Raw genomic sequence first — 25,234 nt, 5'->3', positions numbered from 1 at the left:
CCTTACTTGGCTGCGCGCTCTTTGGCGATCAGTTGGTCGGCAACATTGAGAGTCTGCTCAGGACCACCGGAGGTGCCCAGGTCGAAACGGTATTTACCATTGACGATCATGGTCGGTACGCCCTGCACGCCATACTTCTGCGCCAGCTCTTTAGCCTGTTTGATCTGGCCCTGGATCGCGAAGGAGTTGAAGGTGGCCAGGAACTTGTCCTTGTCGACACCTTGGGTGGCCACGAAGTCAGCCATTTCGTCTGGTTTGGTGAGGCGCTTGCCCTGCTTCTGGATCGCGTCGAATACCGCGTTGTGGACCTTATGCTCTACACCCATGGCTTCCAGGGTCAGGAACAGTTGGCCGTGGGCATCCCATGGGCCGCCGAACATGGCCGGGATACGCTTGAAGTTCACGTCCTTGGGCAGTTTCTCAACCCATGGGTTGATGGTCGGTTCAAAGGCGTAGCAATGCGGGCAGCCGTACCAGAACAGCTCTACCACTTCGATCTTGCCGGGTTCCGAAACCGGAACCGGGTTGGCCAATTCGACGTAGGTTTTACCGGCTTCAAGCGGCACGTCGGCAGCTTGTGCGGTCATGCCGAAGAGGCTGGCAGTGACGAGAGCGGCGCTGAGGATCAGTTTACGCATGCTTTACTCCTGGACAAATAAAGTCGCCTCACGCGACCTTTGTTGTGACAGGTCTACGCGGGCATGAGTTCGTTAGTGTAACGGCACCGGCCACAAAAAAGGGCGGCCTGGGCCACCCTTTTTATGCTTGCATCAACGGATTAATCGAGTGTTAACGTTGCATGCACTTTAGTGCAGGCCCTGGATGTAGCTGGAGACCGCCGCAATGTCTTCATCACTCAGCTTGCGGGCGATGGTGCGCATGATCGCCGTGTCGCCGTCGTTGGCTCGTCCTGCTTCTTCCCTACGGAAATCGGTCAGCTGTTTGGCGATGTAGGTCGCGTGCTGGCCGCTCAGGTGCGGGAAACCGGCGGCGGCTATACCGGCGCCATTAGGCGAATGGCAGCCGGTGCAGGCAGGCAGGCCTTTTTCCAGGTCGCCGCCGCGAAACAGTTTCTCACCACGGGCCACCAGTTTCGGATCAGCAGCTCCCACACTGCCCTTCTGGCTGGCAAAATACGCCGCGAGGTCTGCCAGGTCCTGATCACTGAGGTTAGTCAGCAAGCCGGTCATTTCCAGGACCGTACGCTTGCCATCCTTGATGTCGTGCAGTTGCTTGGTCAGGTAACGCTCACCCTGGCCGGCCAATTTGGGGAAGTTCGGCGCCGGGCTGTTACCATCCGGTCCATGGCAGGCACCACATACGGCGGCTTTCGCTTGACCGGCAGTGGCATCACCTTTGAGGGGGCCCTCTGCAGCGACGGCGGCGCCTGTGATGCCCAAGGTCAACAGCAGACTCACGATCAGTTTGTTCATCAGCTAATCCAACTACGGCTAAGGGGTTTAAGAGTTATCTACCGGGTTTACTCACCATCAACTCAATGATGGCCTGGTAATCCTCAGTACTGCAGTCCATGCACAAACCACGCGGCGGCATCGCCTTGAAACCCTGGGTCACGTGTTGCACCGGCGTGACCACATAAACTCGGTTGTACACCGCCTCCAGATCCTGTGTAGCCTGAGCGCCGTAAAGCGGAACCAGGACACCGAAGCGAACAACCATCTGGTCATACGTCGACCATTTCAGGGTTTGAGAGCGTTTTGCGTTCTAATGCGCAATAAAGGTCTATCGCTCCCGTGAGCCTTATCCTTCGCTGGGACAAAGCACACACAAAATCTGCGGCATTATATACTGGCGCTACTGAAACGGAAACGACACCGCTTGCCGCACCCTTTTTCGGCACCGCCCACATCGGAAATCTCATGCAACTCAAGAATCCCATCCTCGGTCTGTGCCAACAGTCCACCTTCATGCTCAGCGCCGCCAAAGTTGACCAATGCCCCGATGACGAAGGTTTTGAAGTCGCCTTTGCCGGCCGCTCCAACGCCGGTAAATCCAGCGCGCTGAACACCCTGACCCACGCCAGCCTGGCACGCACCTCGAAAACCCCGGGCCGCACGCAACTCCTCAATTTCTTCAAGCTAGACGATGATCGGCGTCTGGTCGACCTGCCGGGCTACGGATACGCAAAAGTCCCTATCCCGTTGAAGCTGCACTGGCAGCGCCACCTGGAGGCTTACCTGGGTGGCCGCGAGAGTTTGAAGGGTTTGATTCTGATGATGGATATCCGCCATCCGATGACCGACTTCGACCTGTTGATGCTTGATTGGGCCGTCGCCAGCGGCATGCCGATGCACATCCTGCTGACCAAGGCCGACAAGCTGACCTACGGCGCGGCCAAGAACACGCTGCTCAAAGTGCAGTCAGAAATCCGTAAGGGTTGGGGTGATGCGATCACTATCCAGCTGTTCTCGGCGCCAAAACGCATGGGCCTGGAAGAGGCCTACACGGTGCTGGCGGGCTGGATGGAATTGGCGGACAAGGGCGCGGAGCTGGCGGAATAACTTTTTTGCAGGCAAAAAAAACCCCGGACTTCGTATGGGGAGGGGAAGTTCGGGGTTCAAGTTCCGGACCGCTAGGGCGGGGTCCAGATATCTGCCAACACTTAACACAACATAGGAGCATTGAAGGGCTTCACCACCCATTCAGTTACTCTGAGTAGCAGTTCACAGGTTAAGTTCCGGCAGGTTCGAAAAACTATTCGAAATACCTGACAGCGATTTCCGCACTAAAGCACTCTGCCACCACGCAATGTGGCGGCAGAGCCCGGAAATCAGTGGGCTTCGTCCCAGTTATCGCCCACGCCCACCTCCACCAGCAGCGGTACGTCCAACTGCGCGGCAGCGCTCATGTGCTCGCGAATCTTCTCGCTGACATCTGGTACCAGATCCTCACGCACTTCCAGTACCAATTCGTCGTGTACCTGCAGGATCACCTTGGCATCCAGGCCTGAGTCGGTTAGCCAATTGTCCACCCGCACCATGGCTTTCTTGATGATGTCCGCCGCGGTGCCCTGCATCGGTGCGTTGATCGCGGTGCGTTCAGCGGCCGCGCGCTCCTGAGGCTTGTTGGAGTTGATATCCGGCAAATATAGACGACGGCCGAAGAACGTCTCGACATAACCCTGATCAGCCGCCTTGGCACGGGTGCGCTCCATATATTCGCGAACCCCGGGATAACGGGCGAAATACACATCGATATACGCCTTGGCCGTTTTGGTATCGACGCCAATGTCCTTGCCCAGCTTCTGCGCGCCCATGCCGTAGATCAGGCCGAAGTTGATCGCCTTAGCGCTGCGGCGCTGATCCGAAGTGACCTCGCTCAGCTCGACTTTGAACACTTCGGCGGCCGTGGCCGTGTGGACGTCCAGGTTGTCGCGGAAGGCATTCATCAGGCCTTCGTCCTTCGACAGATGCGCCATGATCCGCAGTTCGATCTGCGAGTAGTCCGCCGCCAGCAGTTTGTAGCCCTTGGGCGCAACGAACGCCTGACGGATTCGCCGACCTTCGGCAGTACGCACCGGGATGTTCTGCAGGTTCGGATCACTGGACGACAACCGCCCGGTCGCCGCCACCGCCTGGTGATAGGACGTGTGTATCCGCTTTGTGCGCGGGTTGATCTGCTCCGGCAGACGGTCGGTGTAGGTACTTTTCAGTTTGCTCATGCTGCGGTAGTGCATCAGCACCTTGGGCAGCGGGTAGTCATCTTCGGCCAGCTTGGCCAGCACTTCTTCAGCCGTGGAGGCCTGGCCCTTGCCGGTTTTTTTCAGTACCGGCAGGCCGAGTTTTTCGTAAAGGATCGCGCCGAGCTGTTTGGGCGAGCCAAGGTTGAATTCCTCGCCCGCGATCTCGAACGCCTGGCGCTCCAGCTCGACCATCTTGTTGCCCAGCTCGATGCTCTGGATGCCCAGCAGATCCTTGTCGACCAGCGCGCCTTGGCGCTCGATACGGGCCAATACCGGCACCAACGGGATTTCGATATCCGTGAGTACACTCGCCAGGCTCGGGATGGCGGACAGTTGTGCAAACAGCTCCTGATGCAGGCGCAAGGTAATATCAGCGTCTTCCGCCGCATACGGACCAGCCTGCTCCAGCGCGATCTGGTCGAACGTCAGCTGCTTGGCGCCTTTGCCGGCGATGTCCTGAAAGGCGACGGTGTCGTAGTCCAAATACTTCTTGGCCAGGCTGTCCATGTCGTGGCGGGTGGCTGTGGAATTGAGCACATAGGATTCGAGCATGGTGTCGAAGGCGATGCCGCGTACGTTAATGCCGTGCGCCGGGTCGCCACCGATGGCGCAGTTGGCCAGGATGTTCATGTCGAACTTGGCATGCTGGCCGACCTTGAGCTTGGCCGGATCTTCCAGCAGCGGCTTGAGGGCCAGCAGCACGGTGTCGCGATCCAACTGCTGCGGCGCGCCGATGTAGGAATGGGTCAGCGGAATGTAGGCCGCCTCATGGGGCTGGACGGCGAAGGAAACACCCACCAACCGCGCCTGTTGGGCGTCGATACCGGTGGTTTCGGTATCGAAGGCAAACAACGACGCCTCGTTGAGCTTCTTCAGCCAGATATCGAATGTCGCCTGGTCGAGGATGGTCGTATAGCTCGCCTCTATCGGCACCACTGCTTCAATGACTGCCTCAACAACAGGAACCACATTAAGCTCTACACGCTTGGCATCGCGCTGGATCTCATCAAACCAGCTCTTGAACTCCAGCAGCGTGTACAACTCCAGCAGCTTTTCGCGATCCGGCTCGATCAGGTGCAGGTCATCCAGGCCGACGTCCAATGGCACATCACACTTGATCGTCGCTAGCTTGTAGGAAAGAAATGCACTCTCCCGATGTTCTTCCAGCTTGGCCGGCAGCGTCTTGGCGCCACGGATAGGCAGGCTCGGCACGATATCCAGCTGTTCATAAAGCTCTTTGATGCCGCCGTTCACGCCTACGAGCAGGCCGGATGCGGTCTTAGGGCCAATGCCCGGAACCCCTGGAATGTTGTCGGACGAATCGCCCATCAGCGCCAGGTAGTCGATGATCTGCTCGGGAGCGACGCCGAATTTCTCCTTTACGCCTTCAATGTCCATCGCGCTACCGGTCATGGTATTGACCAAGGTAATGTGCCCGTCGACCAACTGCGCCATGTCCTTGTCACCGGTCGAGATCACTACCGGACGACTGGCAGCCGCACTGCTGCGGGCCAGGGTGCCGATCACGTCATCGGCCTCGACGCCTTCGACGCAGAGCAGCGGGAAGCCCAGGGCGATTACGCTCTGGTGCAGGGGCTCGATCTGCAGGCGCATATCATCGGGCATGCTTGGGCGGTTGGCCTTGTACTCGGCGTACATGTCATCGCGAAAGGTCCCACCCTTGGCGTCGAACACTACCGCGAACGGACTGTTCGGGTACTGCTTGCGCAGGCTTTTGAGCATGTTCAACACGCCCTTGACCGCACCCGTGGGCAGGCCTTTGGAGGTGGTCAGCGGTGGCAACGCGTGGAACGCGCGGTACAGATAGGAAGAACCGTCCACCAGGACGAGGGGTGCTTGGCTCATGAGCAGAATCAACCTTTTCGGCGGGTCAGGCGCTAGAATAGCCGGACCAATGACGACAAAGGGACAAGGTTATCATGCGTACAGTGAATCGCCTGTTGTTGACCGGCTTGATTGCATTCCTGCCGCTGGCTGCCACCGCCGCCGACAGCGCGCCCTCGGGAGACCCGGATGTCACCATCCGCACTGAAGGCGACAAGGAAATTCGGGAATACCGCCAGAACGGTTTCCTGTACGCCATCAAGGTCACTCCGAAGGGAGCGCCGCCATATTTCCTGGTGCGCGCGGACGGAACCGATGCGAACTTCATCCGTTCTGACCAGCCGGATATGCTGATACCGTCATGGAAGATTTTCGAATGGAAATGATTTCTTAACTTAAATTGGCGCCGCGCACTGCGGCGCCCGTACTGGCAGTTTTAACCATGTCTGTGTTCACCCCCCTGGCTCGGCCCGAGCTGGAAACCTTTCTCGCCCCTTACGGCCTCGGCCGCCTGATCGACTTCCAGGGGATTGCCGCCGGTAGTGAAAACACCAATTTCTTTATCAGCCTGGAGCAGGGCGAGTTCGTCCTGACCCTGGTTGAACGCGGTCCGGTCGCGCAAATGCCGTTCTTCATTGAACTGCTCGACGTGCTCCACGACGCCAATCTGCCCGTGCCCTACGCCCTGCGCACAACCGACGGCGTGGCCTTGCGCGAGCTGAAAGGCAAGCCGGCACTGCTGCAACCGCGCCTGGCCGGCAAGCACATCAAGGATGCCAACGCCCAGCACTGCGCCCAGGTGGGTGACCTGCTGGGTCATCTGCACCTGGCCACACAGGGCAAAAAGGTGCTGGAACGCAAGACCGACCGCGGCCTGGACTGGATGCTCTGCGAGGGTGCGCAGCTGATTTCGCACCTGAACGACGCACAGCAGCGCCTGCTGCAGGACGCACTGACCGAGATCGAAGCCCACAAGGCTCAGATCCTCGCGCTGCCACGCGCCAACGTTCATGCCGACCTGTTCCGCGACAACGCGATGTTCGAAGGCACGCACCTCACTGGCTTGATCGACTTTTACAACGCCTGCTCCGGCCCGATGCTGTACGACGTGGCAATTGCCCTGAATGACTGGTGCTCGGACGCCGATGGCGTGATCGATGGGCAACGCGCTCGGGCATTGCTGGGTGCATATGCGGGGCTGCGGCCGTTTACCGCCAAGGAAGCGCAGCTGTGGCCGACCATGCTGCGCGTGGCGTGTGTACGGTTCTGGCTGTCACGCCTGATCGCGGCGGAGTTGAATGCCGGGCAGGATGTTTTGATTCATGACCCGGCGGAGTTCGAGCGTCGGTTGATGCAGCGTCAGCAAGTGATTGTCCAACTGCCGTTCGCGCTCTGAAGCACAACTCAGTTAGAGAATGTGGGGGATTGAGTCACCTGTCAGAGTGACTCCAGGCAACCCGCCAAATCGTTGCCCAACTTCTCCAACACCTGCTCATAACCCTGAGCGGTAGCCGGGGTATAGCCGCCCAACGCATCCAGTTCCGCCAATTTCACCGGCAAACCGGAGACCAGCGTCTCAGCCAAACGCGGACGCAACGGCGGCTCACTGAACACACACGTCTTGCCGACTTCCTGCAAACGCGTACGCATCGCAGCCACGTGCTGGGCGCCGGGTTGTACCTCGGCGGCAACGCTGAACACACCAGTGTGCTGGAGGCCGTAAGCGTCTTCGAAGTAATCGAAAGCTTCGTGGAACACGAAGTAAGGCTTGCCATCGATCGGCGCCAAGCGGGCTTTCAGACGAGCGTCCAGCGCATCGAGGCGCTCTTCGAAGGCCTTAGCGTTGCTCTGGTACCGCGCGGCATTGGCCGGATCGGCGGCAGCCAGGTCAGCCGCCATGCGCGCAGCAATCACCCGAGCATTCACCGTCGACAACCACAAGTGCGCATCCAGGCTGCCCGGGCGGTGATCGTGGTCGTGTTCGTCGGCTTCATCGGCGTGTGAGTGGCTATCCTCGGCAAAACGACGCAGCTTCATGCCTGGCAGATCCTGCACTGCCACTGTGGCGGCCGTACGACCTTTCAACACGCGTGGCAGGAAACTCTCCATATCCGGGCCGATCCAGTACAGCAGGTCCACCGACTGCACGCGCCGTACGTCGGATGGTCGCAACGCATAGTTATGGGGCGACGCACCGGGGGGCAACAACACCTCGGGAACCGCCACACCGTCCTGCACAGCAGCGGCAATCAACTGCAATGGCTTGATGCTGGTCAGCACCTTGACCTCGGCCTGAGCGGCGCCAGTAATGAACAAACTGGTGACAAATACGACAAAAACGGGAAAAAGTCGGGACACGATGACCACTCAATGGCGTAGGAACGGGTAACATAATAACGTCTCTATCAAATATCTGTCGCCGCTCATGCCTAAAACACCGCTTGCCAGCCGTCCCCACGACCACTCTCACTGCGTGCATACCGCGCTGTCGGAGGCCGACACCCTGTGCACACAGAAGGGGTTGCGCCTGACCGCCTTGCGTCGCCGCGTGCTGGAACTGGTGTGGCAGAGCCACAAGCCGCTGGGCGCCTACGACATCCTCGGCGTGCTCAGTGAGCAAGACGGCCGTCGCGCAGCACCGCCGACCGTGTACCGCGCACTCGACTTCCTGCTGGAAAATGGCCTGGTGCACCGCATCGCCTCGTTGAACGCCTTCGTCGGCTGCAGCCACCCGGAACACGCGCACCAGGGCCAGTTCCTGATCTGCCGCGAGTGCCACGCCGCCATCGAGCTTGAACAAAAAAGCATCAGCGACGCCATCATCAAAAGCTCTGCCGATGTCGGCTTCCGGGTCGAAGGGCAAACGGTCGAAGTGGTCGGCCTGTGCTCGGGCTGCCAGGGGGCTTGATGAGCAACGCGTTAATCCGCCTGGAACAGGTCGGGGTCACATTCGCCGGGCAACACGTGCTGGATAACATCGCACTGAGCGTGGAGCCGGGACAGATCGTCACCCTCATTGGCCCCAACGGCGCCGGCAAGACCACCCTGGTGCGCGCCGTGCTCGGCCTGCTCAAGCCCGATACCGGCAGCGTGTGGCGCAAGCCCAAGCTGCGTGTCGGTTATATGCCCCAGAAGCTGCACGTTGACCCGACACTGCCACTTTCGGTATTACGATTCCTGCGCCTGGTACCGAGCGTGGACCGTGCCCGTGCGCAAGCGGCGCTCAAGGAAGTCGGCGCCGAACAGGTGATCGACAGCCCCGTGCAAAGCATCTCCGGCGGCGAAATGCAGCGCGTGCTGCTGGCCCGCGCCCTGTTGCGCGAGCCGGAACTGCTGGTGCTGGATGAGCCCGTGCAAGGCGTCGACGTCGCCGGCCAGGCCGAGCTGTACAGCCTGATCACCCGTCTGCGCGACCGCCACGGCTGCGGCGTGCTGATGGTGTCCCACGATTTGCATCTGGTAATGAGCACCACCGACCAGGTGGTGTGCCTCAACCGTCACGTGTGCTGCTCCGGCCACCCGGAACACGTCAGTGGCGACCCGGCCTTTGTCGAGTTATTCGGCAAAAACGCCCAGAGCCTGGCGATCTACCACCACCATCACGACCACGCCCACGATTTGCATGGTGCCGTGGTCGACGGCCCCGCCGCCCCTCACACCCACGTTCATGGAGATAGCTGCAAGCATGGCTGATTTTCTGCTCTACGCCCTGCTGGCAGGCTTGGCTTTGGCGTTGGTGGCGGGCCCGTTGGGCTCGTTCGTGGTCTGGCGACGCATGGCGTACTTTGGCGACACGTTGTCGCATGCCGCGCTGTTGGGCGTGGCCATGGGCTTCTTGCTGGATGTCAGCCCGACCATTGCCGTCACCGTGGGCTGCCTGTTACTGGCGGTGCTGCTGGTGACCCTGCAACAGCGCCAGCCGCTGGCCTCCGATACCTTGTTGGGTATCCTGGCGCCCAGCACCCTGTCCCTCGGCCTGGTGGTGCTGAGCTTCATGCATGAAGTGCGCATCGACCTGATGGCCTACCTGTTTGGTGATCTGCTGGCGATCAGCCCCACCGATCTGGCCTGGATACTCGGCGGCAGCGCGGCCGTGCTGGTGTTGCTGGTGGCCCTGTGGCGCCCGTTGCTTGCAATCACAGTGCATGAAGAACTGGCCACGGTGGAAGGTTTGCCCGTGCCGAGCCTGCGCATGGCCCTGATGTTGTTGATCGCCGTGGTGATTGCTGTCGCGATGAAGATTGTCGGCGTATTGTTGATCACGTCGCTGCTGATCATCCCTGCAGCCGCTGCCCAGCGCCATGCCCGCTCTCCGGAGCAAATGGCGATCGGCGCCAGCCTGCTGGGGATGCTTGCCGTGTGCGGGGGCCTGGCGTTGTCCTGGTTCAAGGACACGCCGGCCGGTCCATCGATTGTGGTCGCGGCCGCCGCCCTGTTTCTGCTGAGTTTTGTCCTGCCCCGTCGAGGGGTGTAGACTTGCTCGCTTTTTGCGCAAATAGAGAGTCGCAGGAATGAAGCTGTTCACCTCCCGTTATCTGCTCCTTGCCGCATTTTCCCTGCTGCTGGGCGCCTGTCAAAGCACACCGCCCGCCGCTCCCGAGGCGCCGGACGCGCGTGCCGTGACCATCGCACAGCTGGAGCAAAACCTGGCCAGCAGCGAGTTGGCAACCGCCGAAGACCAGTTGGCGGCACTGCAAGCCCAGTCGCCCAACGACCCGGCGCTGGAAAACTATCAGCGCCAGTTGGCGGAAGCCTACCTGCAGCGCAGCCAGATTGTGCTGCAAAAGGGTGATGTAAACGCTGCCGCTACCGCTCTGAGCCGTGCCCGTGCCTTGATGCCCAAAGCGCCCGCGCTGACCGGCGGCGTCAACAGCGCCATCACCCATGCCCGCAAAGTCGAGCTGGATAAAGCCGAAGAGGCCCTCAAGGCCGCCGAAGCCAAGCCCGCCGCCAAGGTCATCGACCCGGCAGCGCCAAGCACCACCGTGGCACTGAACCTTACCGATATCGAAGCACTGCGCCATCAACTGGATGCCATCGCCACCGACGTGGTGAATTACCAATGTGATGTGAGCATCCAGGCACCGCGCACAGAGGATTACCCGTGGCTGGCCACTTTGCTGACCAAACGGGTGAAGCGAATTGATTCGGGGTATGACCTGAAAATTCACCGGCAGATCTTGAAACACATTCCGGCGCAGGTTGTGCTGATTCCGCGCAAGGCGGAGTAAGAATAGAGGGTCGCTCCCACCCTCTGGGAGCGACCCTTTTAACGCTTAAGCCGGAATCGCCTTGGCCTTAGGCTCACGATCCCAAACCCGATGCTGGGCAATCGCCGCGAAGAACGCCTTGAACGCCTTGGCATCCCCGCCCACGATCAAGCCTGCATCCGCCTCAAGCTTGAGCACGTCCAGCAACTGCTTGGCCTCACCGGCCAAAGTAATTGCCTTCAGGTGTTTGTAGGCCTCCAACACATAATGCAGTGCAACACCGTCGCCACTCAACGCTTTTACAGAGTCCGCGCCGCCCGGTACGAATACCGCATCAAACGCAATCGACGGCATGCCTTCCATGGACGCATCCACCGGCAGCGATTTGCCATCCGCCGTGGTGACCGGTGCCGAGGTTGGCCCCAGCAACTTGGCATGCGCGCCTTCTGCTGCGAGCGCTTTTTTCATCGCGTCGATGGCAGCACCGTCAACTCCGTTTGCTGCCAGGATCGCCACCTTGCGGGTCTTGATATCGCCCGACAGCAAGTTTACCTGGCTCAACGCCGGGGACTCTTTAACCGAAGTCTCACGTGGCGCTACTGTGCCTTTGCTCGGCGCCGGCAGACCCAGGTTCTGCGCAACGCGCTTGGCCAGCTCCAGGTCGATATTGGCGAGAATCTCGTTCACTTGACGCGCACGGATATGCTCGCGCTCCACCTTGCCCAGCTCAAAGCTGTAGGCCGCAATGATGTGCTCTTTCTCGTGGTGGCTCATGCTGTTGAAAAACAGCGTCGCCTGGGAGAAGTGGTCACCGAAAGATTCACTGCGCTCACGTACCTTGTTGGCGTCGACACGTTCGTAATAGGTTTCAAAACCGCCATCGGTCGGGCCTGCCGGCGTTTCTTTCGGCCAACCGCCGTCAATCGAGTTCGGCTCATAAGCCGCGCGCCCCTTATCAATCACCGTGCGATGCTGGGCATCACGCTGACCATTATGAAAAGGCGCTACAGGGCGGTTGATTGGAATCTCATGAAAGTTCGGCCCACCAAGACGGCTGATCTGCGTATCCGTGTAGGAAAACAGACGGCCTTGCAGCAGCGGGTCGTTGGTAAAGTCGATACCCGGCACGATGTGGCCAGGGCAGAAAGCAACCTGTTCAACCTCAGCGAAGAAGTTGTCCGGGTTACGGTTAAGCACCATCTTGCCCAGCGGAGTAATAGGCACCAGCTCTTCGGGGATGATCTTGGTCGGATCGAGCAGGTCGAAGTCGAATTTATGTTCGTCTTCCTCTGCAACGATCTGCACGCCCAACTCCCACTCGGGGTAATCGCCACTTTCAATCGATTCCCACAAGTCACGACGGTGGTAGTCCGTGTCTTTACCCGCAAGCTTTTGCGCTTCGTCCCATACCAGGGAGCATGTACCGACCTTTGGCCGCCAGTGAAACTTAACAAAGCTGGACTTGCCTTCGGTATTAATCAGTCGAAAGGTGTGCACGCCAAAACCCTGCATGGCGCGCAGGCTTTTCGGAATGGCGCGGTCAGACATGGCCCAGATCACCATATGTGCAGATTCGGGCTGTAACGACACGAAGTCCCAGAATGTATCGTGGGCCGAGCCGCCTGTAGGAATCTCGTTGTGCGGTTCCGGCTTAACCGCGTGTACGAAGTCGGGAAACTTGATCGCGTCCTGAATGAAGAACACTGGCATGTTGTTGCCGACCAGGTCGAAGTTGCCTTCGTCAGTGAAGAATTTCACGGCAAAGCCCCGTACGTCTCGCACTGTATCGCCAGAGCCGCGCGGCCCCTGCACTGTCGAGAAACGGGCAAACACCGGAGTCTTGTGGCCCGGGTCACGCAGGAACCCGGCCTTGGTCAGCGCCGAATGGTTCTCGTAGGTCTGGAAGTAACCATGGGCACCTGTGCCCCGCGCATGCACGATGCGCTCAGGGATGCGTTCATGGTCAAAATGCGTGATCTTTTCACGCATGATGAAATCTTCGAGCAGCGATGGCCCGCGCGCGCCGACCTTCAGGCTGTTCTGGTTGTCGGAGATCTTCACCCCCTGGTTGGTACGCAGGGCTTGGCCGGTAGCGTCGGAGCGGAATTCTTCCAAGGCCTCTAGCTTGGCGTTGGTGTTCTTACGGTCCAGGGTGTCGGTTCCGGCGAGTTCGCTCTTTGGGTTTTTCGTACTCATCAGTCAAAACTCCTTATTCAGACCCAGGCACGGCACCCGGGAATCGCATTGCTTTAGTAGTGACTGATAGGGTTTTGGGCCGTTCCTTTTTTATGACCTTTGATCGCGTTATTGCCAAATCGCTGGTTGAATACGAAATAAATGCTAAGAAACGCTATACGGACAGGCTAAAATGCGCGCCCGGCTAACCGCTGATCCCTTTTCCATGCGCCCCACAAGGTTCGCTACGTGATCGAGTTTCAAAACGTCCATAAAACCTACCGCGTCGCCGGTAGGGATATTCCTGCGCTGCACGCCACCAGCCTGACCGTCGAGAACGGCCAGGTGTTTGGTCTGATCGGTCATTCCGGCGCGGGCAAAAGTACACTGCTGCGCCTGATCAACCGCCTCGAAGAACCGAGTGGCGGCCAGATCAGGGTAGACGGCGAAGAAGTCACCGCCCTGGACGCCAATGGCCTGCGCCGTTTCCGCCAGCAGGTCGGGATGATTTTTCAGCACTTCAACCTGCTGGCCTCCAAGACCGTCGCCGACAACGTGGCATTGCCACTGACGCTGGCCGGCGAATTGTCGCGCAAGGACATCGACCTGCGTGTCGCCGAATTGCTCGCCCGTGTCGGCCTGTCCGATCACGCCAGGAAATACCCGGCGCAGCTGTCCGGCGGCCAGAAACAACGCGTCGGCATCGCCCGCGCCCTGGCAACCAAGCCAAAGATCCTGCTGTGCGACGAAGCCACCAGCGCCCTCGACCCGCAGACCACCGCCTCGGTGCTGCAACTGCTGGCCGAGATCAACCGCGAGTTGAAACTGACCATCGTGCTGATCACCCATGAAATGGACGTGATCCGCCGCGTCTGCGACCAGGTGGCGGTGATGGATGCGGGTGTGATCATCGAGCAAGGCTCGGTGGCCGAGGTGTTCCTGCACCCCAAACACCCGACCACCAAGCGCTTCGTGCAGGAGTCCGAGCAGGTCGACGAAAATGAACAACGCGACGACTTTGCCCACGTACCAGGTCGTATCGTGCGCCTGACGTTCCAGGGTGATGCGACCTACGCGCCGTTGCTGGGCACCGTCGCCCGCGAAACGGGTGTGGACTACAGCATCCTCGCCGGTCGTATCGACCGCATCAAAGACATCCCTTACGGGCAATTGACCCTCGCCGTCACCGGTGGCGACATGGAAGCCGCGTTTGCGCGCTTCACCGCCGCTGACGTCCACATGGAGGTCCTGCGCTAATGGAAGTCCTGTTGAGTTTCTTCGCCAATATCGACTGGTCGGAAATCTGGCTCGCCACCGGCGACACCATGACCATGCTGTTCGGTTCGCTGTTCTTCACTGTGGTACTAGGCTTGCCGCTGGGCGTGTTGTTGTTCCTGACCAGCCCGCGCCAACTGTTCGAACAGAAAGGCCTGTATGCGCTGCTGTCGCTGATTGTGAATATCCTGCGGTCGCTGCCGTTCATCATCCTGTTGATCGTGATGATCCCGTTCACCGTACTGATCACCGGCACCTCGCTGGGCGTGGCCGGCGCAATTCCGCCGCTGGTCGTGGGCGCAACGCCGTTCTTTGCACGCCTGGTGGAAACCGCCCTGCGTGAAGTGGACCGCGGCATCATCGAAGCCACCCAGTCCATGGGCGCCAGCACGCGCCAGATCATCACCAACGCTTTGCTGCCCGAGGCCCGTCCCGGCATTTTCGCGGCGATTACGGTGACGGCGATTACACTGGTGTCCTACACGGCGATGGCCGGTGTGGTCGGCGCCGGTGGCCTGGGTGATTTGGCAATCCGCTTCGGTTACCAGCGTTTCCAGACTGACGTGATGGTGGTCACCGTGGTGATGCTGTTGATCCTCGTGCAAATTCTACAAACCGTCGGCGACAAGCTGGTGGTGCACTTTTCTCGAAAATAACGGCCATTGCCGGTCGCATGCCGGTACATGCCCGAACAAGGAGCTTGTTGGATGAAAAAACTACTGGTTGCTTTCGCCGCCGTTGCCGCGTTTTCCGCCCACGCAGAGACCATCACGGTCGCTGCTTCGCCGGTGCCGCACGCACAAATCCTGGAATTCGTGAAACCTGCGCTCGCCAAAGAAGGCGTCGACCTGCAGGTCAAGGTCTTCACCGATTATGTGCAGCCAAACGTACAAGTCGCTGAAAAGCGCCTGGACGCCAACTTTTTCCAGCACCAGCCGTACCTGGATGAATTCAACAAGGCGAAGGGCACTCACCTGGTGAGCGTCGGCGCCGTGCATTTGGAACCCCTGGGTGCCTACTCCAGCAAGTACAAGAAGCTGGACGAGCTACCAAGCGGCGCCAACGTGGTGATTCCGAACGACGCTACCAACGGCGGCCGCGCCCTGCTGCTGCTGGCCAAGAACGGCCTGATCACCCTGAAGGACCCGACAGACATCCTGTCGACCATCAAGGACATCACCAAGAACGACAAAAACCTGAAATTCCGCGAACTGGAAGCCGCCACCCTGCCGCGCGTCCTGACCCAGGTCGACCTGGCGCTGATCAACACCAACTACGCGCTGGAAGCCAAGCTGGACCCGTCCAAGGACGCACTGGTCATTGAAGGTAGCGACTCGCCTTATGTGAACATTCTGGTGACCCGCGAAGACAACAAAGACTCGGACGCCGTGAAGAAGCTGGTTGCAGCCCTGCACACGCCTGAAGTGAAGAAATTCATCGAAGAGAAGTACAAAGGCGCAATCAAGCCGGCGTTCTGATCCAACTCGATCTCCCACACATTGGAGATCAAAAAATGTGGGAGCGGGCTTGCTCGCTCTCACATTTGTTTTGTGTTGTTGGCTGGGTTGGCGTCCGGCTTATTTACGCTGCAACAGCACCGGCAGTTGAACTACAAGCTTCTGGTTATTCAACGGCGCACGGATGAACCCACGCTGGGTCCCATCAGGCCCGATCAGCGCCAGATTGCCGCTGTGGTCGACGGTGTAGTTGGGTTTGCTGGTATCGGCCGGAATGAACGGAATGCTCACCGCATTCGACACCTTTTGCACATCCTCCACATTCGTGCCGGTCAGGCCCTTGAACTGCGGGTCGAAGTAGCCCAGGTACTGCTTCAGTTGGGTCGGCGTGTCACGGTTCGGGTCGACGCTGACCAGGATCACCTGCAACTTATCCACAACGTCCTTGGGCAGTTCGCTCTTGATCTGGCGCAGCTGGGCGAGGGTGGTCGGGCAGATGTCCGGACAGAAGGTGTAGCCGAAGAACAGCAGGCTCCACTTGCCTTTCAATTCGTTGACCACCACCGGCTGGCCTTCCTGGTCTGTCATGGTCACTGGCGGCAACTGACGGCTTTGCGGCAACAGGATGATACCGGCGTCGATCAAGGCGGTGGGGTCGCCCTGGCCTTTGCCCGAGAGCACTTTATTAACGGTCAGGCCCATGATCAATGCCACCAGGGCCACTAGAATGAAGACAGTTTTTTGAGTTCGAGTCATAGGTTCAACAGTAGGTAGTGGTCGAGGAGCAGCGCGATGAACAGCAGCAGCAAGTACCAGATAGAGTACTTGAAGGTGTTGATCGCCGCGTGCGGCCGACCGCCACGGTACAACACCCAAGCCCATTGCAGAAAGCGTCCGCCCAATACCAACGCACACGCGAGGTACAGCAGGCCGCTCATATGGATCACATAGGGCATCAGGCTCACCGCCAGCAAAGCAAAGGTGTAGAGCAGGATATGCACCTTGGTGTAGTGCTCGCCGTGGGTCACCGGCAACATCGGGATATCCGCCTTGGCATATTCCTCCTTGCGGTGAATCGCTAGCGCCCAGAAGTGCGGCGGGGTCCAGGCGAAGATGATCAGCACCAGCAGCAGCGGCTCGGCGCTGACATGCCCGGTGACCGCGACCCATCCCAGCAGGGGCGGTGCAGCGCCGGCCAGGCCGCCGATGACGATATTCTGCGGCGTCGCACGCTTGAGAAAGCCGGTGTAGATCACGGCGTAGCCGAGCAGCGAAGCCAAGGTCAGCCAGGCTGCCAGCGGGTTGGTGAACGCCAACAGCAGCGTCAATCCCGCAACAGCCAGAAACAATGCAAACGCCAGCGCCGCCAGCGGCGACACACGGCCTTCCGCCAACGGCCGCTTATGGGTGCGCGCCATCACCGCGTCGATCCGCCGATCCACCACATGGTTCACCGCCGCCGCGCCGCCCGCGCACAGGGCAATCCCCAGGTTGCCGAACACCAGCACCGTCCACGGCACGCCCGCACGGGTCGCCAGGAACATCCCCACCAGCGAGGTGATGAGCATCAGCACCACCACTTTCGGCTTGGTCAGCTCCAAGTAGTCACGCCAGATCGCCTGGCCGTGACGCGCGCCGATCAAGGTCGCCATGGCATCTCTCCTTTAAGTGTAATGAGGCCCGATACGTGTTTGCGCGGGATAAAACGCCAACCGAACGGCTGTTGATTACGCACGCGGACCAGGCTGGTGCGGGCGTGGTAATTGACCAGCACCAGACTCAGCAACAACGTAGCGCCCCCGGCGTTATGGCCTACAGCCACCGCCAGCGGCAGCCCGAAAGTCACATTGCTCAGGCCCAGGCAGATTTGCGCGGCCAGGGCAATCAGTAGCAAGCCGGCCAAGCGCGTCATGCCCACCGCGCGTAACTGCCAGGCCAGGCCGAGCAACACCAGGCTGACGATGACGGCACCGATGCGGTGGGTCAGGTGGATGGCGGTGCGTGCCTCGCTGTCCAGTTGCCCGCCCAAGTAGTTGGGGCCGATGTGCTGAGTGAGATGAAAGCCGTTGGCGAAATCCGCTGCCGGCCACCATTCGCCATGGCACCTCGGCAAATCGATACAGGCCACCGCCGCGTAGTTGGAGCTGACCCAGCCGCCCAGCGCAATTTGACCGATCACCAGCACCAGCCCCGCCGTCGCCCAATATTGCAGACGCTTGGGTACGATCAAGGCGGGCAGCACGCCGGACAAACGCAGGGTCAGCAGGAACAGCAGGCTCAAGGTCGCAAAACCGCCCAATAAATGCCCCGTCACCACCTGCGGCCATAACTTCAACGTCACCGTCCACATGCCAAACGCCGCCTGGGCAAACACCACCGCCAGCAGGAAGAGCGGCAGCTTCACCGGCTGGCCGGGATCACGTCGATGGCTCCACGAGCGCGCGGCCAGCAGCAAAATCAGCAAGCCCAAGGTGCCAGCGAAGTAGCGATGGGTCATCTCGGCCCAGCCCTTGTCGGCCTCCACCGGCGTGTCGGGGAAATGCAGCTCGGCATGGGCCAACTGGGCTTCGGTCTTGGGTACGCTGATGAAGCCGTAGCAGCCCGGCCAGTCCGGGCAACCCAGTCCGGCATGGGTCAGGCGGGTATAAGCCCCCAGCAGCACGACGATCAGCGCCACCAAGGTGGCAAACAACGCGAGGCGAAATCCAGGTTTGGCCATGACGATGCCCTTATCCGATGTTCGACAGTTTCAACAGGTGGCGCAGGTCGTTGAGCACATCCTTGCCCTTGACCTTGGCGTCATAGCGCAGCACCAGGTTGCCGTGGGGATCGACGATCCACAGCTGCACGTCGCCAGGCGCGGCGGTGTGTTTGGTGAAGGCCGACAGGTCCAGCGGATAGCGTTGCAGTTGTGGGTACTCGACTTTCAGCTTGGCCTCGTACTCCGCGCTTACCGCTTGCGCACTGGCCAAGGCATGGCTGGCGCGGGAGGCATCACGACCCAGGCTGATTTGCAGTTGGCGTGCGAGGTACACCAGTTGCTGGCAATCCGCTGCACAGGCAGTGGGCGCGGTCACCAGCAGTTGCCAACGCTGCTCATCGGCCTGTACGCCAATGTCAGCGCGGGTCTGGCCATTGCCAATCATCTCGCCATGGTAGCTGCGGCTCTCCGGGACCCAGAACTGCAGCTTGTACATGAACGTTGCCAACGCCATCGGGCCGATCACCATCATCAGGATCAGGATCAACTGCCAACGGCCTTTGCGCCGATCCGGTGCGTCAGACATGTTGAGTGGATTCGTGGCCGCTCCCATGGGGCTTCTCCTTTTTGTTGTGCCATCCGAGGTAGAGGTAAAGCGCTAGCAGTGCCAGCGACAGGGCGAACCATTGCACGGCGTACGCCACGTGTTTTTCCGGGCCCATGGCCACGATGGGCCAGGTGGTTTCGTAGGTGCCGGGGCCGCCTTCGGCCCGCAACTCGTATGCGAAACCACTGCGGCCCAATTCAGCCCAAAGGGCGCCAGGATGCAGGGCAGTGAGCAGACGCGGCCATTGCCCGCCGTCTGGGTCAGCGTGTAGCTGGAAGGTTTCGCCGGGTGCGACGTACACCCAGGCATCCAGGTTCAAGGGCTGCTCAGGGGTACTGAAAACGGGTGGCGTGCGCCGGTCCGGCCAGGGCAGCCAGCCACGGTTGAGTAACAGCCATAGGCCGCTGGCCTGGTCGTGAAAAGGTTGCAACAGTTCTACGCCGGCCTTGCCGTCGCGCATTCGGTTGTCGAGGAAAACGCTGTGTTCAGCATCGAGCTGCCCGCGCAGCCGCACCCGGCGAAAAGCAGGGTCGGCCATATCGTTGAGCTGTGCGCTGCTGATCGGATCAGCCGCGCGCCGCTCGGTATAACTGTCCACCAGCAACTGTTTTTCGTGGCCACGGGACAGTTGCCAAAACCCCAGGCCCACCATCAGCGGCAGCAGCGCCAGCACCACTAATGTGGGTGCGATCCCTGGCCGAAAGCATTTCATGGCGCTGGCTATACTTGTTTTCATTGCCCGCCCATCCCATTGGAGCCAGACCATGCTCAAAGCCGCAATTGCCCTGATGCTGATCGCGACTGTCGTGAGCCTGTTCAGTGGCTTGTTCTTTATGGTCAAGGACGAGGGCAACTCCAACCGCCTCGTCACTGCCTTGACCGTGCGTGTGGTACTGGCCGTGATCACCGTGGCACTGATCGCCTGGGGCTTTTTCAGTGGCCAACTGGTTTCTCATGCGCCGTGGTAAGGCGCCTCACAGCACATAGACGAAGAAAAACAGCCCGATCCACACCACATCCACAAAGTGCCAATACCAACTGGCCGCCTCGAAACCGAACTGGTGCTCGGCATTGAAATGCCCCTTGAGGATGCGCATCAGCATCACGAACAGAATGATGGTGCCGATGGTGACGTGGGCACCGTGGAAGCCGGTCAGCATGAAGAAGGTCGCGCCATATACGCCGGAACCCAAGGTCAGGCCCAGCTCTTTATAAGCGTGGATGTATTCCTCGGCCTGGAACCCGAGAAACGCGACGCCCAGTAATACGGTGATCGCCAGCCAGAGCTTCAACGCCCCACGATGGCCTTTGCGCAAAGCGTGGTGAGCAATGGTGATAGTCACGCTGGAGCTGACTAGCAGGATGGTGTTGACCAGAGGCAAGCCCCACGGACTGATCGTACCTTCAGGCGCCGGGTACATTTTCGGATCAGGGTTGTTGAGCAGTGGCCACGCAAACTCGAAGTTCGGCCATAGCATGTGCGCGATGCCTTTGGGGCCCTCACCGGCCAACGCAGGAGCGGACAGGTGGCGCACGTAGAACAGCGCACCAAAGAACGCAATAAAGAACATCACCTCGGAAAAGATGAACCAGGACATGCCCCAGCGGAACGAGCGATCCATTTGCGAGCTGTACAAACCGGCGCGGCTTTCCTTGATCACTGCACCGAACCAGCCGAACAACATGTAGGCGAGCAACAGGCCACCGACGAAAAAGATCCACGGGCCGTGGGATTCCGCCCGCGCGGCCTTGAGGTCGTTGAACCACAGACCCAGCCCGTACACCGTGATCAACAGGCCAAACGTGGCAATTATTGGCCATTTGCTTTGCGCTGGTACGTAGTACGTATCATGAGACGACATGTATTCGCTCTCCTGATTGAGGGGGCAAACAGTAGCTAGCCGCCGCTGTGGGCAGCCACCGGCGGTTGGCGCGCAGTGATATCAAACAGCGTGTACGCCAGGGTCAGATGCTTCACATCCTTGGGCATGTCGCGGTCGACAATGAAACGCACCGGCATCTCGATGCGCTGGCCCGGTTGCAACACTTGCTGGGTGAAGCAAAAGCACTCGGTCTTGTGGAAGTACATCGCCGCTTCCGCCGGTGAAATGCTGGGTACGGCCTGGGCGGTCATCGGCTTGTCGGTGGGGTTGTGGGCCACGAACAGCATCTCGGTCACCGCGCCCGGGTTCACCACCACTTCGTCAGCCTTGGCATAAAAATCCCAGACCATGTCGATGGCGTTGGTGGACAAAAACTGCACGCGCACCTGGCGTGACGGGTCTACCACCTGCGATCCCTCATACTGCCCCGCCGTCTTGCCGTTGATGCCGAACGCCTTGCACATCACGTCGTAGATCGGCACCAACGCAAAGCCGAAGGCGAACATCGCCACCACCAGGATCAGCAGGCGGGTGACCAGGCGCTTCGTGGGCATGGACTCAGACATGGCAGTCTCCCGTCATCCTGTTCACTTGACCTCCGGCGGCGTGGTGAAGGTGTGGTATGGCGCCGGCGAAGGGATGCTCCACTCCAGGCCTTCGGCACCCTCCCACGGCTTGGCCGGTGCGGGTGTACCGCCACGGATGCACTTGATCACGATGAACAGGAAGAAGATCTGCGTAGCGCCGAACATGAACGCGCCAATCGAGGAGACCATGTTGAAATCAGCGAACTGCAAGTTGTAGTCCGGCACCCGCCGTGGCATGCCCGCCAACCCAACGAAATGCATCGGGAAAAACGCCATGTTCATGCCCACGAAGGACAGCCAGAAGTGCAGCTTGCCCAGGGTTTCGTCGTACATGTGGCCGGTCCATTTCGGCAGCCAGTAGTAGGCCGAGGCGAAGATGCCGAAGATGGCGCCGGGCACCAGCACGTAATGGAAGTGGGCCACTACGAAATAGGTGTCGTGGTACTGGAAGTCCGCGGGTGCAATAGCCAGCATCAACCCGGAGAACCCGCCGATGGTGAACAGGATCACGAAGGCCACGGCAAACAACATCGGCGTCTCGAAGGTCAGCGAGCCTTGCCACATGGTGCTGACCCAGTTGAACACTTTGACCCCCGTGGGCACGGCGATCAGCAGCGTGGCGTACATGAAGAACAGCTCGCCCACCAGCGGGATACCCACCACGAACATGTGGTGCGCCCACACGATGAACGACAAAAACGCGATGCTCGCCGTGGCGTAGACCATCGAGGTGTAGCCGAACAGCGGCTTGCGCGAGAAGGTCGGGATGATCGAGCTGACGGCACCAAAGGCGGGCAGGATCATGATGTACACCTCCGGGTGACCGAAGAACCAGAACACGTGTTGGAACAGTACCGGGTCACCGCCGCCAGCCGCACTGAAGAAGCTGGTGCCGAAGTGGATATCCATCAGCATCATGGTCACGCAGCCCGCCAACACCGGCATGACCGCGATCAGCAGGAACGCGGTGATCAGCCAGGTCCAGACGAACAGTGGCATTTTCATCAACGTCATGCCCGGCGCACGCAGGTTGAGGATGGTGGCGACCACGTTGATCGCGCCCATAATCGAACTGATGCCCATCAGGTGGATGGCGAAGATGAAGAACGTCACGCTTTCCGGAGCGTAGGTGGTGGATAGCGGCGCGTAGAAGGTCCAGCCGAAATTCGGCCCGCCACCCGGCGTGAACAGCGTCGATACCAGCAGCAGGAACGCCGCCGGCAGCAGCCAGAAGCTGAAGTTGTTCATGCGCGGCAAGGCCATGTCGGGCGCGCCGATCATCAACGGGATCATCCAGTTGGCCAGGCCGACAAAGGCTGGCATCACCGCGCCGAACACCATGATGAGCCCGTGCATCGTAGTCATCTGGTTAAAGAACGCCGGCTCGACGATCTGCAGGCCAGGCTGGAACAGCTCGGCGCGGATCACCATGGCGAACGAGCCGCCGAGCAGGAACATGGCAAAGGCGAACCACAAGTACATGGTGCCGATGTCTTTGTGGTTGGTGGTCAGCACCCAGCGCATCAAGCCCTTGGCGGGCCCGTGGGCATGGTCGGCGTGACCATGGTCATCGATCACAGCGCTCATGGCCGTTCTCCTGCAAGCGAGTGGGCGGGGCGGGTCGAGGTAAGCGCCTTGAAAGAGGTCATTTGCTTTCCGCCTGCTTGATGGCCAGCACGTCTTTAGGCGTGACCATGTCGCCTTTGTTGTTGCCCCAGGCGTTGCGCTCGTAGGTCACCACGGCGGCGATATCCACTTCCGAGAGTTGCTTGCCGAAGGCCGCCATCGCGGTGCCGGGTTTGCCGTGGTAGACGATGCTCAAGTGATCAGCCGCGGGGCCGGTGGCGATTTTCGAGCCCTTGAGCGCGGGGAACATCGGCGGCAGGCCCTGGCCTTCAGCCTGGTGACAGGCTACGCAGGTGGTGTGGTAGACCTTGTCGCCACGCGCGACCAGCTCTTCCAGCGTCCACTCTTTCGAGGTCAGTTCCTTGAGCTTGGCGGCCTCTTCCTTACGCTCGCCGAGCCAGGTTTCGTAGTCAGCCTTGGACTTGACCTCCACCACGATGGGCATGAAGCCGTGGTCCTTGCCGCACAGTTCGGCGCACTGGCCGCGATAGATGCCGGGCTTCTCGACACGGGTCCAGGCCTCATTGACGAAGCCGGGAATAGCGTCACGCTTGACCGCAAAGGCCGGAACCCACCACGAGTGGATCACGTCGGCAGCCGTCACCAGAAAGCGCACCTTGGCCCCCACCGGCAATACCAGCGGCTGGTCGACTTCCAGCAGGTAGTGTTCGCCCTTGGTCGCCTGATTGTGGATCTGTTCGGCGGGCGTGGCGAGGTTACTGAAAAACTCCACGTCCTGGCCCAGGTATTTGTAATGCCACTTCCACTGGTAGCCAGTAACCTGGATATCGATATCCGATTCACTGCTGTCGTAGATATTGATCAGGGTCTTGGTGGCTGGAATGGCCATCGCGATCAGGATCAGCAAGGGCACGACGGTCCAGAGAATTTCCACGGTGGTGCTCTCATGGAACTTGGCCGCGACCTGGCCCGTGGACCGGCGATGAACGATCATCGACCAGAACATCGCGCCAAACACGATGATGCCGATCACCACACAGATCCAGAAAATGGTCATGTGCAGGTCGAACACAGCGTGACTGACTTCTGTCGCCCCTGGCGCCATATTCGTTGTCCAGGCGGCATGTGCCTGGCCGAATACTGACCATAACAGGAGGCCCATCCAAACGTGTGGATGTCGCATCATTGCGGGTTCCCCTTATCGTTCTTGTTATCCCGCCGGTTTGCACCTGCGTCGAAGGGAGCGGCTTCCATACTGCTTACAACCGCCTGGCCTTGCCTGCTTATGCAGTCTGGCGTCATCAGCTAATCGCGTACAAATCCGAGTATAGACAGGCTCTGCAACCCCGCAATGTGTAGGGGCAAATGAGTAAAAATGACTGTTCAGGACCAACAAAACCGGGGGCGGAATCGTTTATCCGACGAACGATGGCAATTCGATATAACGCGGGCGCATAACCATGAAATAATTATGACAAATGCGTCTTAGGCGCTCGTATAAACGAGCTACCTTATCCTCTCCCTTTTCCTACGCTTGTATCACTGGAGCTTTCATGAACACCGCCGCATTGCGCGAGCAGATTTCCCGTGCCCATCAACACGAAGCCAGCACGGGCCAGCTTGCCCAGCAACTGGAAAAACAATTGCCGCACCTGCATTCGGCCATCTCCCTGGCTGACGGTGATCGCAACATTGTCATGACCCGTTTTGTCACCGCCTATATCGACCTCGTACCGGATTTGCTCGACGCCGCCAACGACGTGGCTCGCGAGGCCGGTATCGAAAGCCAGATCAAGCCGGTGCTGAAAATCGCCGAGCATTTCTTCCTGCAACCGCCCGCTATCCTGGCCGGTCACGAAGGCCTTGACGGGCTGCTGGACGAGGCCTACCTGGCACATCGATTGGTTGAAGAGGTGAACGATCTGTATATCAAACACTTTGGCCAGCCTTTGATCCCGGCGGATACCACGGTGGCTAACCTTATCGCCCACCAGTTGATCGGCGAAGCGTTCGCCAACAAATTGGATGAAGCCGTGCATTTGGCGGTGGACGAGATGCTCAACGAGGACAGCTTTGCGCTGGAGTCGGTAGAGGCCTACCGCGAGACGCTCAAGAGCCCGGACACGGAAGCTGCGTGGAAGCGCTGGCCGTGCCTGTCGCGGCAGTTGGGGGTTGAGTTGGCGTTGGATCAGCCGGCTTGATTT

Annotated in this window: 26 protein-coding genes and 2 pseudogenes; 12 read left to right on the top strand and 16 right to left on the bottom strand. The window is 59.8% G+C overall.

The features are described from left to right. Window positions 1–2 precede the first annotated feature (2 nt). The 4 genes and pseudogenes from dsbA to LVW35_RS29030 all read right to left on the bottom strand — a co-directional run. Window positions 3–638, bottom strand: a complete 636-nt coding sequence (gene dsbA / locus LVW35_RS00410) for a thiol:disulfide interchange protein DsbA (protein WP_233893155.1) — start codon at window positions 636–638, stop codon at window positions 3–5. 168 nt (window positions 639–806) lie between these two features. Then, window positions 807–1,433 carry a c-type cytochrome gene (locus tag LVW35_RS00405; RefSeq protein WP_233893153.1) on the bottom strand — a complete coding sequence of 209 codons (627 nt, stop codon included), beginning with the start codon at window positions 1,431–1,433 and terminating at the stop codon, window positions 807–809. Between the two features lie 34 nt (window positions 1,434–1,467). Then, window positions 1,468–1,590: pseudogene (locus LVW35_RS00400) on the bottom strand (c-type cytochrome); the annotation flags it as partial. Between the two features lie 9 nt (window positions 1,591–1,599). Further along, window positions 1,600–1,688: pseudogene (locus LVW35_RS29030) on the bottom strand (cytochrome); the annotation flags it as partial. 192 nt (window positions 1,689–1,880) lie between these two features. Here LVW35_RS29030 and yihA point away from each other — a divergent pair. Beyond that, window positions 1,881–2,522 carry a ribosome biogenesis GTP-binding protein YihA/YsxC gene (yihA, locus tag LVW35_RS00395; RefSeq protein ID WP_010207832.1) on the top strand — a complete coding sequence of 214 codons (642 nt, stop codon included), beginning with the start codon at window positions 1,881–1,883 and terminating at the stop codon, window positions 2,520–2,522. A 269-nt stretch (window positions 2,523–2,791) separates the two neighbouring features. Here the strand turns inward: yihA and polA are convergent, their stop codons facing one another. Then, complete coding sequence (gene polA / locus LVW35_RS00390) at window positions 2,792–5,569, bottom strand: DNA polymerase I (protein ID WP_233893150.1); 2,778 nt, start codon at window positions 5,567–5,569, stop codon at window positions 2,792–2,794. A 74-nt stretch (window positions 5,570–5,643) separates the two neighbouring features. Here polA and LVW35_RS00385 point away from each other — a divergent pair, with 74 nt between their 5' ends. Both LVW35_RS00385 and LVW35_RS00380 read left to right on the top strand, forming a co-directional pair. Beyond that, window positions 5,644–5,934, top strand: coding sequence for a DUF2782 domain-containing protein (locus LVW35_RS00385; protein WP_233893148.1), 291 nt, complete (start codon window positions 5,644–5,646; stop codon window positions 5,932–5,934). A gap of 56 nt (window positions 5,935–5,990) precedes the next feature. Next, window positions 5,991–6,944, top strand: a complete 954-nt coding sequence (locus LVW35_RS00380) for a homoserine kinase (protein ID WP_233893147.1) — start codon at window positions 5,991–5,993, stop codon at window positions 6,942–6,944. A gap of 41 nt (window positions 6,945–6,985) precedes the next feature. On the opposite strand, the gene LVW35_RS00375 is transcribed toward LVW35_RS00380, so the two are convergent. Further along, window positions 6,986–7,915 carry a zinc ABC transporter substrate-binding protein gene (locus LVW35_RS00375; protein ID WP_233893146.1) on the bottom strand — a complete coding sequence of 310 codons (930 nt, stop codon included), beginning with the start codon at window positions 7,913–7,915 and terminating at the stop codon, window positions 6,986–6,988. 58 nt (window positions 7,916–7,973) lie between these two features. On the opposite strand from LVW35_RS00375, the gene LVW35_RS00370 reads away from it, so the two are divergent. From LVW35_RS00370 to LVW35_RS00355, 4 genes are read left to right on the top strand one after another with little or no spacing between them, the layout of a single operon-like run. Continuing rightward, on the top strand, window positions 7,974–8,456 hold the full coding sequence (locus LVW35_RS00370; RefSeq protein ID WP_012721520.1) for a Fur family transcriptional regulator: 483 nt from the start codon (window positions 7,974–7,976) through the stop codon (window positions 8,454–8,456). Then, window positions 8,456–9,241: a zinc ABC transporter ATP-binding protein ZnuC gene (gene znuC / locus LVW35_RS00365; RefSeq protein WP_233893145.1), complete on the top strand. Its 786-nt coding sequence runs from the start codon at window positions 8,456–8,458 to the stop codon at window positions 9,239–9,241. Before LVW35_RS00370 ends, znuC begins: the two co-directional genes overlap by 1 nt. Beyond that, complete coding sequence (gene znuB, locus LVW35_RS00360) at window positions 9,234–10,022, top strand: zinc ABC transporter permease subunit ZnuB (RefSeq protein ID WP_233893144.1); 789 nt, start codon at window positions 9,234–9,236, stop codon at window positions 10,020–10,022. The genes znuC and znuB overlap by 8 nt, the downstream gene beginning before the upstream one ends. 37 nt (window positions 10,023–10,059) lie before the next feature. After that, window positions 10,060–10,779: a PA5502 family lipoprotein gene (locus LVW35_RS00355; RefSeq protein ID WP_233893143.1), complete on the top strand. Its 720-nt coding sequence runs from the start codon at window positions 10,060–10,062 to the stop codon at window positions 10,777–10,779. A 45-nt stretch (window positions 10,780–10,824) separates the two neighbouring features. Here the strand turns inward: LVW35_RS00355 and katE are convergent, their stop codons facing one another. Next, window positions 10,825–12,954, bottom strand: coding sequence for a catalase HPII (gene katE, locus LVW35_RS00350; protein WP_233893142.1), 2,130 nt, complete (start codon window positions 12,952–12,954; stop codon window positions 10,825–10,827). 228 nt (window positions 12,955–13,182) lie between these two features. Between katE and LVW35_RS00345 the strand changes: the two genes are divergently transcribed. From LVW35_RS00345 to LVW35_RS00335, 3 genes are read left to right on the top strand one after another with little or no spacing between them, the layout of a single operon-like run. Next, window positions 13,183–14,190 carry a methionine ABC transporter ATP-binding protein gene (locus tag LVW35_RS00345; RefSeq protein WP_233893141.1) on the top strand — a complete coding sequence of 336 codons (1,008 nt, stop codon included), beginning with the start codon at window positions 13,183–13,185 and terminating at the stop codon, window positions 14,188–14,190. Next, complete coding sequence (locus tag LVW35_RS00340) at window positions 14,190–14,864, top strand: methionine ABC transporter permease (RefSeq protein ID WP_099488106.1); 675 nt, start codon at window positions 14,190–14,192, stop codon at window positions 14,862–14,864. Before LVW35_RS00345 ends, LVW35_RS00340 begins: the two co-directional genes overlap by 1 nt. A gap of 51 nt (window positions 14,865–14,915) precedes the next feature. After that, window positions 14,916–15,686, top strand: coding sequence for a MetQ/NlpA family ABC transporter substrate-binding protein (locus LVW35_RS00335; RefSeq protein ID WP_233893140.1), 771 nt, complete (start codon window positions 14,916–14,918; stop codon window positions 15,684–15,686). Between the two features lie 99 nt (window positions 15,687–15,785). Here the strand turns inward: LVW35_RS00335 and LVW35_RS00330 are convergent, their stop codons facing one another. The 5 genes from LVW35_RS00330 to LVW35_RS00310 are packed head-to-tail and all read right to left on the bottom strand — an operon-like array spanning window position 15,786 to window position 19,709. Beyond that, window positions 15,786–16,421 carry an SCO family protein gene (locus LVW35_RS00330; protein ID WP_233893139.1) on the bottom strand — a complete coding sequence of 212 codons (636 nt, stop codon included), beginning with the start codon at window positions 16,419–16,421 and terminating at the stop codon, window positions 15,786–15,788. Next, complete coding sequence (gene cyoE, locus LVW35_RS00325; RefSeq protein ID WP_233893138.1) at window positions 16,418–17,317, bottom strand: heme o synthase; 900 nt, start codon at window positions 17,315–17,317, stop codon at window positions 16,418–16,420. The genes LVW35_RS00330 and cyoE overlap by 4 nt, the downstream gene beginning before the upstream one ends. Then, window positions 17,305–18,384 carry a COX15/CtaA family protein gene (locus tag LVW35_RS00320; protein WP_233893137.1) on the bottom strand — a complete coding sequence of 360 codons (1,080 nt, stop codon included), beginning with the start codon at window positions 18,382–18,384 and terminating at the stop codon, window positions 17,305–17,307. Before LVW35_RS00320 ends, cyoE begins: the two co-directional genes overlap by 13 nt. Before the next feature lie 10 nt (window positions 18,385–18,394). After that, complete coding sequence (locus LVW35_RS00315; RefSeq protein ID WP_233893136.1) at window positions 18,395–18,979, bottom strand: hypothetical protein; 585 nt, start codon at window positions 18,977–18,979, stop codon at window positions 18,395–18,397. Then, on the bottom strand, window positions 18,945–19,709 hold the full coding sequence (locus LVW35_RS00310) for an SURF1 family protein (RefSeq protein ID WP_233893135.1): 765 nt from the start codon (window positions 19,707–19,709) through the stop codon (window positions 18,945–18,947). Before LVW35_RS00310 ends, LVW35_RS00315 begins: the two co-directional genes overlap by 35 nt. 28 nt (window positions 19,710–19,737) lie before the next feature. Between LVW35_RS00310 and LVW35_RS00305 the strand changes: the two genes are divergently transcribed. Next, complete coding sequence (locus LVW35_RS00305; RefSeq protein ID WP_233893133.1) at window positions 19,738–19,941, top strand: twin transmembrane helix small protein; 204 nt, start codon at window positions 19,738–19,740, stop codon at window positions 19,939–19,941. A 6-nt stretch (window positions 19,942–19,947) separates the two neighbouring features. Here the strand turns inward: LVW35_RS00305 and LVW35_RS00300 are convergent, their stop codons facing one another. Genes LVW35_RS00300 through coxB form a run of 4 tightly spaced genes read right to left on the bottom strand, consistent with a single transcriptional unit; the run spans window position 19,948 to window position 24,216 of the window. Continuing rightward, the gene (locus LVW35_RS00300) at window positions 19,948–20,835 is read right to left on the bottom strand and encodes a cytochrome c oxidase subunit 3 (protein ID WP_233893131.1); all 888 of its coding nucleotides are present in this window, start codon (window positions 20,833–20,835) and stop codon (window positions 19,948–19,950) included. Window positions 20,836–20,870: 35 nt separating this feature from the next. Next, window positions 20,871–21,422 carry a cytochrome c oxidase assembly protein gene (locus LVW35_RS00295; RefSeq protein WP_233893130.1) on the bottom strand — a complete coding sequence of 184 codons (552 nt, stop codon included), beginning with the start codon at window positions 21,420–21,422 and terminating at the stop codon, window positions 20,871–20,873. Window positions 21,423–21,443: 21 nt separating this feature from the next. Further along, a complete protein-coding gene (ctaD, locus tag LVW35_RS00290) occupies window positions 21,444–23,030 on the bottom strand; it encodes a cytochrome c oxidase subunit I (RefSeq protein ID WP_233893128.1) in 1,587 nt (528 codons plus the stop codon). 58 nt (window positions 23,031–23,088) lie between these two features. Then, window positions 23,089–24,216, bottom strand: coding sequence for a cytochrome c oxidase subunit II (coxB, locus tag LVW35_RS00285; protein WP_033899206.1), 1,128 nt, complete (start codon window positions 24,214–24,216; stop codon window positions 23,089–23,091). 367 nt (window positions 24,217–24,583) lie between these two features. On the opposite strand from coxB, the gene LVW35_RS00280 reads away from it, so the two are divergent. Continuing rightward, entirely contained in the window at window positions 24,584–25,231 is a 648-nt protein-coding gene (locus tag LVW35_RS00280; protein ID WP_177004925.1) for a hypothetical protein, read from the top strand. Window positions 25,232–25,234 lie beyond the last annotated feature (3 nt).

The sequence above is a fragment of the Pseudomonas sp. HN11 genome, assembly GCF_021390155.1.
Classification (GTDB): Bacteria; Pseudomonadota; Gammaproteobacteria; order Pseudomonadales; family Pseudomonadaceae; genus Aquipseudomonas.
Note: the sequence above shows the minus strand (reverse complement) of the source record. Positions and strands in the feature narration are given on the sequence as shown.